The sequence below is a fragment of the Clostridium caldaquaticum genome (genome assembly GCF_023806125.1).
GTDB classification, from domain to species: Bacteria; Bacillota; Clostridia; order Clostridiales; family Clostridiaceae; genus Clostridium_AT; species Clostridium_AT caldaquaticum.
In genome coordinates, this window is the sequence record NZ_JAMSKT010000033.1 from 1 (window position 1) to 12979 (window position 12979).

A 12979-nucleotide genomic window follows, 5' to 3' on the forward strand; every position below is an offset into this window, starting at 1 on the left:
AAATACTGATTTAAAGGGTCTGCCTATTCTATTAGCTTTCTTTTCATTAGCATTATCCACGTCATCTAATCTTTTTATAAATAATAGATATGATATCTGCTCTATTACAGTTAAAGGATTTGAAATTCCCCCTGACCAGAAGTTATTCCATAGTTTATCTATTTTGCTCTTAATTTCTGCATTTAACATTTCTTCAGTTCCTCTCAAAATTAATAATGCTCTATTTTTTTGATGTATACAATAATATTCTATTTGTTTCAGCTAAAACTTTCAATCTTTTATACAAAATTTCCAATTAATTCAAATCATAAAGACTGCACTAAAGCATAAAACAGCTTTTAGTGCAGCCTTTATGAATTTATAGACCAACCTTACTTAAAGCTCTGTCAAATTCAGCAATTAAATCCTCTGAATTTTCAAGACCTGAAGAAACACGAATTAACCCCTTAGATATTCCAGCTTTTTCAAGTTCTGCATCGCTTAAAGCTCTATGTGAGGTTTTTGCCGGATAAGAAACTGTAGTTCCTACACCAGCTAAGCTTGGAACAAACTTTATAGTTTCTAGTTCTCTTATTAAGTCATATGCTCCCTTTTCCCCATGTTTTAAGTCTATACTTAACATTCCTCCATAAAGATTATTATAAAAGCTTCTATCTGCTAAAGCTTTAAATGGAGAGCTGTCTAATCCTGGGTAATATACTCTCTCAATCTTTTCATGCTTCTCTAAAAACTGAGCAAGCTTTAAAGCATTATTAGAATGTTGAATTACTCTAAGCTCTAAAGTTCTTAAACTTCTTACAAGAAGCCAGGCATCAAACGGACTCATCATTGTTCCATAAAGCACTGCTGTGCTTGTAATTTTTTGCATAGTATCTTTATCTGCAATAGCAATTCCGCCTGTTACATCACTATGTCCGCAAAGATATTTAGTAGCACTGTATACTACTACGTCTGCCCCTAGTTTTAATGGCTGACAGATAACTGGAGTTGCAAAAGTATTATCAACAATAAGTTTTGCATTATGAGCATGAGCTTTCTTAGCAATAGTTTCAATATCAATTACTTCCATTAAAGGATTTGAAATAGTCTCTACATATACTAATTTTGTATTGGGCTTGAAATACTTATCAATATCTTCATTTATTACATCTACAAAAGTTGTTTCAATATTAAATTTTATAAGTTCTGATTTTAAAAACTGATAGCTGCCTCCATAAAGCACATTTGCTGCAATAATATGATCTCCTGCCTGCACATGAGCTAATATAGACATATTTATAGCTCCCATTCCTGATGAAAAAGCCTGTGCTGCTTCTCCGCCTTCTATATTAAACATTATTTCCTGAAGTGCATCCTGAGTAGGATTTGCCATTCTTGAATAAATATATCCCTTCTCCTTCCCTTCATACACCATATCTAAAGTTTCTACGTCATCATATACAAAAACAGAAGTCATTGAAATAGGCAGTGTTTTTGTTCTTGAAACAGAAGGAGGGTTTTTTTCTCCTAAATGCACAAGCTGTGTTGCAAAACTTTTTTCCACTGTAATTCCCCCAGTACTAACATAATTTATTACAAACATTATAAACTTATTACAAATCTATTATAAATAAAAAACCTCTTCCTAAGAAGAGGTTTAATACAAACTAACCAATACTTCCTCTAAGCTTACCCATTCTAATAATCCACTCGTTAAGAATCTTTAATTCCTCTGTTTTATTATGAATTAAATCTTCTTCCATTCCAATTAAATGCATTAAAATAGGTCTTGTTGTTTTTAACAGAGTATGATAAAACTCATTGTCACTAAGAAAATCAAAATCAAATCCAAGCTCTAATATTTCATTTACTAAGTTAAGATCTTCTTCGTATTCCAGTCGTGCTGCTTCATCTATTATTTTTCTTGACACCTTAGCATTTGCAAATTGAGCTGCAAATCTAAAATCTTCTCTTATTTGAGGATAAAATTCTTTAAGTTTTAAAATACCTTCTTGTCCATACTTTTCTTTAATCTCTTTTAAACCTCTTCCCATTCCCATAAATTCCGGAGGCATCCCTAAAGTATACATTGCCGCTGTAAATGAAATAGCTCTTGGAACAGAGTACTCTACATTTGTATCTATAGATAAAAGCTCCTTTTTAAGCTCTTCATTATTAATTATTCTGGCAATATTTTCAAGGTTAGGTACTTCTCTTACATAATCCAATCCTGTCTTTGCTTTTGTAAGTCTGTCACGATTTTTAGGTATAAAGTCTGCTACAAAGTTTACAGTATTAACAACTTTTATAAAAGTTTTAATATAATGCTTTGTGAAAATACCTATAAAATCCTGCATAAGTTCTATATCTTCTTCTGAAAAGTTTCTGTGAACAGATTCTTTAATATACTGCTTTAATTTATTTACTGCTTCTTTTGTCTTTTCATCACCATGGTCATATCTTAATGCAGATTGTATAGTGAAAGTTTTTACTCCTGAGTAGGTTCTTACCATATTTTCTACATTTTCCGCTGTAAAATGTCCTCTGAAAGGAAGAGAACCACATCCAAGAATTGGAGAAATTTCAACTCCATGTTCCTTACCCCATTTATAAGCTTTATCTATTGCAATAATTACCGACAGTACTCCAGTAATCATCCCATAAGACATGGCAGAATCTGAACGTGCAATCATAAATCTTAAATAATCTATCTTATGGCCTTTTTCCTCTGAAATATGATAAAACTCCTCTAAAATTTTGTCCACTTCAACAAGGGATGGTACACTCTCAATAAGGGGTATTATTCTTATACTGTTTAAAGGGAATTGAATATCATAATTTTTATTTCCTAGTTCAATAACAGAATTAATTCTATCTTGAAAATGAGAAATCTCAATTCCAGTTTCCACCATAGGAACTATAGTCTCTGTAATTGCCTGAACTTTTGTATGTTTATAAGCTTGAACATTAGTCTCTACTAAAGACATTATGCTCATAAGCTGTCTGAAAACAGATTCCTTATTTGCATTTGGTATCCTTGGAGTTATTGCTACATCTTTTCCTGGAATAATTCCTTTACTGATTAATCCCAGGGCAATTTGAGAAGTCTGATGATAAGGAGTAAGCTTTCCTTCAAAATCAATCATTACCTCTTCAATTCCAAGTCCCCCTTCATCTTGTGAGGTTAATCCTCTAATAGCCTCTTCCGGCTCCTGCTGTATTGATATATATGTGTCTACATTGTCTGGATGCTGCGTCATCATAGAACTTGGAAATCTATCCACTTATACCACTCCTAAAATGAATTTTTAAAATTTGCTTTATTCAATTTTAGCATAAAAATTAATTATTTTAAAGTATTTTCCATTAAAATTAACACAAATTTTGCAACATAAATATATTTTGTATTCAATTTTCTCATTTTGAATTTATCCATTTTCCTGTTCCATCTTCTCCGCTTTATTAAGCACCATTTCTTCTAAATCATTCTTATATTTTACTACAGCATTATATATAGCTTCATCATTTATTCCTAAAATCTGTGCAGCTAAAATACCCGCATTTTTCGCCCCGTTAATTGCAACAGTAGCTACCGGAATACCAGGGGGCATCTGCACTATTGAGTATAGAGAGTCTACACCGCTTAAACTGCTTGTTTTAACTGGAACCCCAATTACAGGAAGAGATGTTAATGCTGCTGTCATACCTGGCAGATGAGCTGCTCCACCTGCTCCTGCAATAATAACTTTAATTCCTCTATCTTTAGCTTCCTTTGCATAAGAATAAAGTCTATCTGGAGTTCTATGGGCTGATACTATTGTCATCTCATAGCAAATTCCAAACTCTTTTAAAATATCTGCAGCTTCCTTCATTACTGGCAAATCCGAATCGCTGCCCATTATTATTCCAACTTTTGCACTCATATTATTAACCTCCAAACTTACTTAGAAATTATTTTAACTAAACTATGTGCCCTTTCTGCTTTTTCTCTAGCTTCCTTAACTGATGGAGCAGTTACTGTAATATGCCCCATTTTCCTTTGAGAAGCTGTATACTTTTTACCATATATATGAATACTTACCTCTGGTATTTTTAAAGCTTCATAAATGCCTACTGCCTTTGCTTCCCCACTGAAACCTTCCTCGCCAAGCAGGTTTCTCATAACCGTTGGTCTTAATAACTCAGTACTTCCAAGAGGAAGTCCCATTACTGCTCTAAGATGATTTTCAAACTGTGATGTTATACAGCCTTCTATTGTATAGTGTCCTGAATTATGTGGTCTTGGTGCAATTTCATTTACAAGCACCTCTCCCTTATCAGTTAAAAACATTTCTATACAAAACATTCCAACACCTTCAAAAATTTCACATACTTTCTTCGCAATTTCCATAGCTTTCTCTTTTTCTTCAAAGCTTATTTCTGCCGGAACAGAAGTTTCGAATAATATGCTGTTTTTATGCTTATTCTCTGCAACTGGATACACTACCGTTTCACCATTATCTCCCCTGCAGCAAAGTACAGATATTTCTTTTATAAAAGGTACATACTTTTCTACATAAAGAGGCAGGCTCCCACATCCAAGCTCCTTAAATGCCTTTACTATTTCTTCTTCACATTTTATCAGACTGTTACCTTTACCATCATAAGCACCGAGAGCACATTTAAGCATTATAGGGTAACCAAAATTCTCTGCACTCTTCTTAATATCTTCAATGCTTTCAACCTTTATAAAATCTCCTAAAGGAATATCTTCTTTTTTAAGCTTCATCTTTTGATTATATTTATTTTGTATTATCTCAAGACTTTTTACACTCGGATAAATTACATAGCCCTTAGCTTCAAGTGTCTTTAAAGCTTCAATAGATATATGCTCAAATTCATAAGTTATTACATCAACCCTTTCAGCTAATTCCTCTAATGCCCTTTTATCATCAAAACCTGCAACTATAAGTTCATTAGTTAAGGAACTTGCCGGGCAGTCCTTGCTTGGATCAAGAACAACAGTATAAATAGACATCTTCTTTGCTTCGTTTAATATCATCTTGCCTAGCTGGCCGCCGCCGATTATTCCTACCTTTTTTGAAATAAAATTTTCTTTTAGCATAGCTGTACCCCTTTTAAAAATTTTAGTAAAAAACCCTGGAAACAATTGTCCCAGGGTGATAGTTTTCAAATACAAATAAAGCATCAGAATAAGCTGCTGCCCTTATTTTAAAAACTCACCCATAGTCAGATAGTTTACGGCAATCTGTAGAAACTCCTAAACCATATTATTAGGATTATATGGATGCAATATTTTATTTTTAATATCTATAATTCTAACATTAATACTGCATATCATCAATATTAATATATAAAGCAAAAAACGGTAAACAACTTTTATCACTTTTAATTGCAAAATGTTGTTAACCGTTTATAATCTACATATACATATGTTCTTCCTTTAATATTCCGTTATTCATGGATAAAATTCTATCAGCCACCTGGCTTCCAAAAGCCATATCATGTGTAATGATTAAAACCGTCATAGACTTTTCCCGGCTTAATTTTTTTATTAAATTTGCAACCTCACCTGTCATGCCTGGATCTAAGGCAGAGGTAGGCTCATCAAAACATATAAGCTTAGGCTCCATAGCAAGTGCTCTTCCTATAGCAACTCTCTGCTTTTGCCCTCCTGAAAGCTCATAAGGGTAATTAAGCTGTTTATCTTCAAGACCTAAAAAACCTAATATTTCTCTTCCTCTCTTCTCTGCTTCGCTTTTTTCAATGCCTAGTACTACCCTTGGTGCTTCTGTGATATTTTCAAGAACATTCATATGAGGAAACAAATTAAAACTTTGAAATACTAAACCTATATCTTTTCTTATCTCTAATTCATCTTTTTTATCTGCTGCTTTTCCATCTTTAAATAAGTATTTTCCATTTATTGATATTGAGCCATTATCAGGAGCTGTAAGTCCGTTAATACATCTTAAAAGAGTTGTTTTACCACCACCAGAAGGGCCTACTATTACAGTAATTTCACCTTCCTTAAGTTCAAGATTTACACCCTTTAAAACTTTATTTTTACCAAAGTTTTTCTCCAATCCTTCTACTTTAAGCATGACTATCTCTCCTTATTGATAATAGCTGTACCTTTTTTCTATTCTCTTAAATAGCTCTGTAAATATACCGATTAAGCCTAAGTATACAACTCCCACCACTATTAAAGGCACCAAAGATGCTTCCTTGTTTGAAGCTATCTTGCCAATTTTTAAAAGCTCGTCCAATCCTACTACATATACTAAAGCAGTATCTTTAACAAGTGTAATAACCTCATTTGCTACTGCAGGCAGAATTCTTTTAACAGCCTGAGGAAGTATAATTTTGAAAAACACATACTTCTGGGGAAATCCAAGAACCTTGGCACCTTCGTACTGCCCCTCATCTATAGAAGCTATTCCCGCTCTAAATATTTCTGCAAAATAAGCTGCATAATTAAGGGTAAAAGCTAATATAGCTGCTGGAAACCTATCAAAGACTATGCCTACAACAGGCAGCCCAAAGAATACAAATACAATTTGAAGTAAAAGAGGAGTTCCTCTCATTATTAAAACATAAAAACCTGTTACCTTGCTTATTATTTTATTTTTAGCTAATCTTCCTAGAGACACCACTATACCGAGAGGTATTGAAAAAACTAATGTCAGTATAAATACCTGAAGCGTCACCTTTAATCCTTCAAATACCTGAGGCAGCAGGTTAATTATGTTATCCATGAAAATCCTCCTCTATAGGCTCTTATTTAAAAATATCTTCTCCAAACCATTTTTCAGAGATAGCTTTAGCAGTACCATCTTTTTTCATTTCATCAAAAGTCTTATTAAGCTTTTCTAATAAATCAGTATCTTCTTTTCTTACACCAACACCATAAGTTTCGCTACCAAAGTCATCCTTTAATATTTTGTACTTATCTGCACCCTTTTTATTTATATAATATCTTACTAAAATCTCATCTGCAACTACTGCATCTATTCTTTTTGCTTCCAAATCCATCAAAGCGTCATTGTTAGTTTCAAAAGTATAAATCTTTCCGTCTTTAAAACTCTTTACAAGGTCAGCTTCCTTATTTATTGCATCAACTGCACTGGATTGATTTTGTGCTCCCACCTTAGCACCCTTTAAGTCAGCTTTGCTGTTTATTTTTGAATCAGCTAAAGTTATTATAACTTGTCTGTTATCTAAGTATGGTCTTGTAAATGCAACCTTTTCTTTTCTCTCATCAGTTATAGTATAACCATTCCAAATTAAGTCTATCTTCTTTGAGTTAAGCTCTGATTCTTTCATTGACCAATCTCTATAGGCTGAAATACTATTTCTTTTCCTATTCTCTTTGCTACTTCTTTAGCAAGGTCTATATCAAAACCTACTACCTCTCCCTTATCATCCTTAAAACCCATTGGGACAAAGGTATCATCAAAACCTAAAACAAGCTTTTCTTTTACTGCAGGCTCTTGTGACTTTTTGCTGCATCCTATTGCGCTTAATGCTGTTACAGCTATAATTCCAACTGCTAATATATTTCTTAACTTCTTATTCATTTTAACATCTCCCGTTCTTTTAATCAATTTATACTTTTACTTTATCATGTTAAATTGTTAAAGTCAATATGTAATATTAAATTTCATAGAGGCAGTCTCTATGAAATTTATACCAATTAAAAATTCTATAAACTTACTCCTAAAAATATTAAATATGAAATGTAAATTGTAAGCACAGTAATACCTTGCCAGCGTTTTAACTTTCCAAACAGCATAGCTGGTAAAACAACTATTATCATTTGTAATAAGGAAACAGGAATGTCTATATATAATGTTTGTGGTATTACATAAACATTGTTAAAAATATTTAATGTCCTATTATTTATAACTAATCCATTTGAAGAAAAAATAGATGAAGTACCTAAAATCATAGTAACATTTAATATATTAGCTCCAATTATGTTTCCTACAGATATATCATAATGTTTTTTAACTATAGCAGTTATAGTAGTTATAAGCTCTGGAAGTGATGTTCCTAGAGCAATTAAAGTTAAACTTACAACAGCCTGAGGAACTTTTAAAAATTCCGCAATTTTAATACCATTATCTACTAAAAGTCTTGCTCCAAATACTATTAATACTGATCCAAGTACAAACTTACTTATATTGGTAATTACTATTTTTCTATCTCTTTGTATTTCTTCAGAAGATATTGATTCAACAGCTATTTCCTTATTGCTTTTAACTTCTTTTATATTTAAGTATACATAAAAAATCAAGAGTAAAAGCAGAATTAAACCTTCATAAAAATACATAACTTTATCTAAACTTAAAAGCATAACTACAATTGTTGATCCTATCATCAGCAACCCTTTATTTCTTACCGACGTCTTATCTACATTACCCGGCATAAATATCATAGATAAAGCTAGTATTAATCCTATATTACATATAGTTGAGCCTATAGCATTACCTATAGCTACTTCTGGCGCTCCATTAAAAGAAGCAATTGTAGAAACGAAAAGTTCCGGCAAAGTTGTAGCCAAACTTACAACTGTAGCTCCAATAAGAATATTCGGCATACCTGTAACTTTAGCAAACCATACAGCAGCATCTACAAATATGTCTCCGCCTTTAATAATGATAAATAATCCTAAAGCAAATAGTAAAAATACCAACAACATTTAAAAACCTCCAATATTTTATAATCATAATAATACCATTAAATAATAACATTAATATTATATTATGAAAATATATAAGAGCATTTATCCATTAAGATAAACGCTCTTATAAACATCTTTCATTATTTAATTGACTTTCTAAACTTATCTGTAGCTTAGTATTAATTACATATTTAAATTCTCATTGTTTAAAACTTTTTTCATAGTTCTCATGGAACACATTTTTCCACACATAGTACAGCTGTCTGAATGTTCAGGAGAAGATTCCTCTCTATATTTTCTTGCCTTTTCCTCATCAATAGATAATTCAAACATTTTATCCCAATCCAAATCTGCTCTTGCCTTACTCATAGCATTATCCCATTCAACAGCACCTTTAATTCCTTTGGCAATATCCGCTGCATGTGCTGCTATTTTTGACGCAATTATACCTTCTTTCATATCTTCAAGAGTAGGCAGTCTTAGATGTTCAGCTGGTGTAACATAGCAAAGAAAATCTGCTCCGCTTGCAGCTGCTATTGCTCCTCCTATTGCTGATGTGATATGGTCATATCCTGGAGCAACATCTGTTACTAATGGCCCTAATACATAAAAAGGAGCTCCATGACATAACTTTTTCTCAAGAAGCATATTAGCTTGAATTTCATTTATAGGCATATGCCCCGGTCCCTCAATCATTACCTGCACATTTCTCTCCCAAGCTCTCTTTGTAAGTTCACCTAAAACAATAAGTTCTTTTATTTGTGATGCATCAGTAGCATCCTTTATTGATCCCGGTCTGCAGGCATCTCCCAGCGATATTGTCATATCGTATTTTTCGCATATATCTAAAAGTCTATCAAAATATTCATAAAATGGATTCTCAGCTTTATTTAATTCCATCCAGGCAAATAAAAGCGAACCCCCTCTTGAAACTATATTTGTAAGTCTTGGATTTCTCTTAAAAGTTTCAGCTGTTTCCTTATTTAAACCAGCATGTATTGTTATAAAATCTACACCATCTTCTCCATGTTTTTCTACAACCTTGAAAAATTCGTCCACAGTAATATCTTTTAATTCCTTTTCATAAAAACCAATAGCATCATATACAGGCACTGTTCCCAGCATAGCTGTAGACATGTTTACTATTTTTCTTCTCAATTGTTCTGTTTTTCCGTAATTTGATAAGTCCATTATTGCCTCTGCTTTCATGGATAAAGCTATCTTAACCTTTTCCAGTTCTTTTTCCATGCTGCAGCAATCTTTTGATATTCCTAAATTAACATTTATCTTTGTTCTTAAACCTTGTCCAACACCTTCCGGACTTAAAGATTTATGATTTTTGTTTGCTGGTATTACAACCTTTCCTTCTGCAACTAATTTTCTAAGTTCTTGAACATCCATCTTTTCCTTATCAGCAACTATTCTCATCTCTTCTGTAATTATACCCTTTTTAGCTGCATCCATTTGTGTTGTATAACTCACTATTATCACTCCCTTATAAAAATAATAGAACACCCCTATACTGTGAATGCATAAGGCTGTTCTATCTAAAATTCCAAATAAAAAAGCTTGCCAAAAGCAAGCTCTGTTTTGCAATCAGACCTCCTGCTTCCCTACGGTGGTTCTAACCACATCAGGTTCCTAGAGTTAGGAAATTCCTTCTCAGCCTTACGGCACCCCCAGCAAGTAGATTAACTATTCTATTTACTATAATTATACATTATATCGATATATTTGTAAAATAATTTCTATACGCTTGAATTAATAAGTAATCGTCACAGAATTTTTTATGTTATTATCATTCCAAAATATTGAAGTAATAATATGATAATTTTACGCTGCAATTTTTATCAATTTAAAAATCAATCAACTTAAGTAAACTATTGCAGGTAGCAAAAATAAAAATTTCAAAAAATCAAATAATTTTTACTTAAATTCCACTTGTATATTTATATAATAAGATTATAATTATTGTTTTATTTGAATTATTAGAAGGCAATAATAATACAAATCCTTCTATATATGAAATAAATAAAAGTCTATTGGAACGTTTAAGGAGAGGAGTTTAAAAATGAGCAAAATAAGTGAAATTTTCGGTTCAAACGTATTTAGTGATGCTGTTATGAAGGAACGTCTTCCTAAAGCTACTTACAAAGCTTTGAAAAAGACAATAGATCAAGGATTACCATTAACATCGGAAGTTGCTGAAGTTGTAGCAGGTGCAATGAAAGATTGGGCTATTGAAAAAGGTGCAACACACTTTACTCACTGGTTCCAGCCTCTAACTGGTATAACTGCAGAAAAACATGATTCCTTTATATCCCCAACAGGAGATGGAAAAGTAATAATGGAATTCTCCGGTAAAGAATTGATTAAAGGTGAACCTGACGCCTCTTCATTCCCTTCCGGCGGATTAAGAGCTACTTTTGAAGCTAGAGGATATACTGCTTGGGATTGTACTTCACCAGCATTTATAAAAGACGGTTCATTATGTATTCCTACTGCTTTCTGTTCTTATACAGGTGAAGCACTTGATAAAAAGACTCCATTACTTCGTTCAATGGAAGCTTTATCAAAGCAGGCTATTCGTGTTTTAAGAGCACTTGGCAATACGACTTCTAACAGAGTTATAACTACAGTTGGACCTGAACAGGAATATTTTATTATAGATAAAAAATACTACGATCAACGTAAAGATCTTATATTTACAGGAAGAACATTATTTGGTGCAAAACCTCCAAAAGGACAGGAGTTAGAAGATCATTATTTTGGTTCATTAAAACAAAGAATCTCTGATTTTATGAAGGAAGTAGACGAAGAACTCTGGAAACTTGGAATTACTGTTAAAACAAAACACAATGAAGTTGCTCCTGCTCAGCACGAGCTTGCTCCAATTTTCAGTACAACTAATATAGCAACTGATCACAATCAGCTTACAATGGAAATATTAAAGAAAGTTGCACTAAAACACGGTCTTGTGTGCCTGCTTCATGAAAAACCATTTGCAGGAGTTAATGGTTCTGGTAAGCATAATAACTGGTCAATGGCTACTGATGATGGAATGAATCTTCTTGAACCAGGAAGTACTCCACATGATAATGAGCAATTCCTAGTATTCCTTTGTGCAGTTATAAAAGCTGTTGATGAATATGCAGATTTATTAAGAGTTTCTGCTGCTAACCCAGGAAACGATCATCGTTTAGGTGCAAATGAAGCTCCTCCAGCAATTATTTCAATATTCCTTGGAGATCAATTACAAGATATATTAGAGCAGCTTGAAAACGGAAGTGCAACAAGCTCAAAAGGTACATCAGAATTAAAAATCGGTGTTACAACTTTACCTGCTCTTCCAAAAGATGCAACTGACAGAAACAGAACTTCACCATTTGCATTCACAGGAAATAAATTCGAATTCAGAATGGTACCTTCATCAGCTTCAATTGCTGCAGCAAACTTTACATTAAATACTATAGTTGCAGAAACTTTAAGTCAGATTGCTGACAGACTTGAAAAAGCTACTGATGTAGATGCTGAAGTACAGCAAATTCTTAAAGAAATAGTTAAAAACCATAAGAGAATTATATTTAATGGAAATGGTTATTCTGATGAATGGGTTGAAGAAGCTCAAAGAAGAGGTCTTCCAAATATAAAAACAACTGTTGAATCTATAAAAGCTATAATAAATGAAAAGAATTTAGCAGTTATGGAAAAACACGGTGTTCTAAGCAGAGTAGAAATGCAATCAAGATACGAAATTTCACTTGAGCATTACATTAAAACTATAAATATTGAAGCTCTTACAATGGTTGATATGGCTAAACGTGAAATACTTCCAGCTGTTATTAAATTTGCAACACAGCTTGCTACTTCAATAAATACAATAAATGCAACAGGTGTTGCTGCTGATGTATCAGCACAGGCTGAACTTTTAACAGAAGTATCAACTTTAACAGCTTCCTTAAAGAAAAATATTTCTGCTCTTGAAGAAGCTATTGAAAAGGCTGCTTCATTACATGGAGATAGTTACGAACAAGCTGCAGCTTACAGATTCGACGTATTTGAAAAAATGGCTGTTTTAAGAACTGATGCTGACAAGCTTGAAACTTTAGTAGATAAAGACATATGGCCATTACCAACTTACGCTGATATGTTATTTAATGTTTAATAAAGATTTTAAAAAGAACCTGTACTAAGTTTAGTGCAGGTTCTTTTATTTGTGCGCCCGGCATGGGCGTAATCTTGTCGGTGAAAGTCCGATACGGGGGTTGATAGTACCAACCGTTAGCTTAAGACAAGGGTGTCCACCGTGAGGTG

General features: G+C 32.9%; 10 protein-coding genes, 1 pseudogene and 2 riboswitches. Of the genes and pseudogenes, 1 reads left to right on the forward strand and 10 read right to left on the reverse strand.

Going from position 1 to position 12979, the window contains the following annotated elements:
* The 10 genes and pseudogenes from M2651_RS13970 to thiC form a co-directional block, all read right to left on the reverse strand.
* A partial coding sequence (locus tag M2651_RS13970; protein ID WP_252132943.1) for a type I restriction-modification system subunit M N-terminal domain-containing protein occupies positions 1–189 on the reverse strand: 189 nt, incomplete at its 3' end.
* A 169-nt stretch (positions 190–358) separates the two neighbouring features.
* A complete protein-coding gene (locus tag M2651_RS13975) occupies positions 359–1543 on the reverse strand; it encodes a trans-sulfuration enzyme family protein (protein ID WP_252132955.1) in 1185 nt (394 codons plus the stop codon).
* A 103-nt stretch (positions 1544–1646) separates the two neighbouring features.
* Complete coding sequence (gene ppcA / locus M2651_RS13980) at positions 1647–3242, reverse strand: phosphoenolpyruvate carboxylase (protein ID WP_252132963.1); 1596 nt, start codon at positions 3240–3242, stop codon at positions 1647–1649.
* Positions 3243–3407: 165 nt separating this feature from the next.
* Entirely contained in the window at positions 3408–3902 is a 495-nt protein-coding gene (gene purE / locus M2651_RS13985; RefSeq protein WP_252132956.1) for a 5-(carboxyamino)imidazole ribonucleotide mutase, read from the reverse strand.
* A 17-nt stretch (positions 3903–3919) separates the two neighbouring features.
* Complete coding sequence (locus M2651_RS13990; protein ID WP_252132957.1) at positions 3920–5083, reverse strand: 5-(carboxyamino)imidazole ribonucleotide synthase; 1164 nt, start codon at positions 5081–5083, stop codon at positions 3920–3922.
* Between the two features lie 102 nt (positions 5084–5185).
* Positions 5186–5286, reverse strand: a riboswitch (purine riboswitch).
* Between the two features lie 113 nt (positions 5287–5399).
* Entirely contained in the window at positions 5400–6083 is a 684-nt protein-coding gene (locus tag M2651_RS13995) for an amino acid ABC transporter ATP-binding protein (protein WP_252132958.1), read from the reverse strand.
* A gap of 12 nt (positions 6084–6095) precedes the next feature.
* Entirely contained in the window at positions 6096–6737 is a 642-nt protein-coding gene (locus M2651_RS14000; RefSeq protein WP_252132959.1) for an amino acid ABC transporter permease, read from the reverse strand.
* Positions 6738–6759: 22 nt separating this feature from the next.
* Positions 6760–7559, reverse strand: a pseudogene (locus M2651_RS14005) (amino acid ABC transporter substrate-binding protein).
* Positions 7560–7684: 125 nt separating this feature from the next.
* Positions 7685–8683, reverse strand: a complete 999-nt coding sequence (locus tag M2651_RS14010) for a calcium/sodium antiporter (RefSeq protein WP_252132960.1) — start codon at positions 8681–8683, stop codon at positions 7685–7687.
* A gap of 165 nt (positions 8684–8848) precedes the next feature.
* Positions 8849–10147, reverse strand: a complete 1299-nt coding sequence (thiC, locus tag M2651_RS14015; RefSeq protein ID WP_252132961.1) for a phosphomethylpyrimidine synthase ThiC — start codon at positions 10145–10147, stop codon at positions 8849–8851.
* Positions 10148–10258: 111 nt separating this feature from the next.
* Positions 10259–10356: riboswitch (TPP riboswitch) on the reverse strand.
* A 380-nt stretch (positions 10357–10736) separates the two neighbouring features.
* Here thiC and M2651_RS14020 point away from each other — a divergent pair.
* The gene (locus tag M2651_RS14020) at positions 10737–12830 is read left to right on the forward strand and encodes a glutamine synthetase III family protein (RefSeq protein WP_252132962.1); all 2094 of its coding nucleotides are present in this window, start codon (positions 10737–10739) and stop codon (positions 12828–12830) included.
* Positions 12831–12979 lie beyond the last annotated feature (149 nt).

What these genes read in the sequence shown, in the direction of transcription:
- ppcA (WP_252132963.1), bottom strand. Translation starts at nt 3,242, where the DNA reads ATGATGACGCAGCATCCAGACAATGTAGACACATATATATCAATACAG.
- purE (WP_252132956.1), bottom strand. Translation starts at nt 3,902, where the DNA reads ATGAGTGCAAAAGTTGGAATAATAATGGGCAGCGATTCGGATTTGCCA.
- M2651_RS14000 (WP_252132959.1), bottom strand. Translation starts at nt 6,737, where the DNA reads ATGGATAACATAATTAACCTGCTGCCTCAGGTATTTGAAGGATTAAAG.
- M2651_RS14010 (WP_252132960.1), bottom strand. Translation starts at nt 8,683, where the DNA reads ATGTTGTTGGTATTTTTACTATTTGCTTTAGGATTATTTATCATTATT.
- M2651_RS14020 (WP_252132962.1), top strand. Translation starts at nt 10,737, where the DNA reads ATGAGCAAAATAAGTGAAATTTTCGGTTCAAACGTATTTAGTGATGCT.
- M2651_RS13995 (WP_252132958.1), bottom strand. Translation starts at nt 6,083, where the DNA reads ATGCTTAAAGTAGAAGGATTGGAGAAAAACTTTGGTAAAAATAAAGTT.
- M2651_RS13990 (WP_252132957.1), bottom strand. Translation starts at nt 5,083, where the DNA reads ATGCTAAAAGAAAATTTTATTTCAAAAAAGGTAGGAATAATCGGCGGC.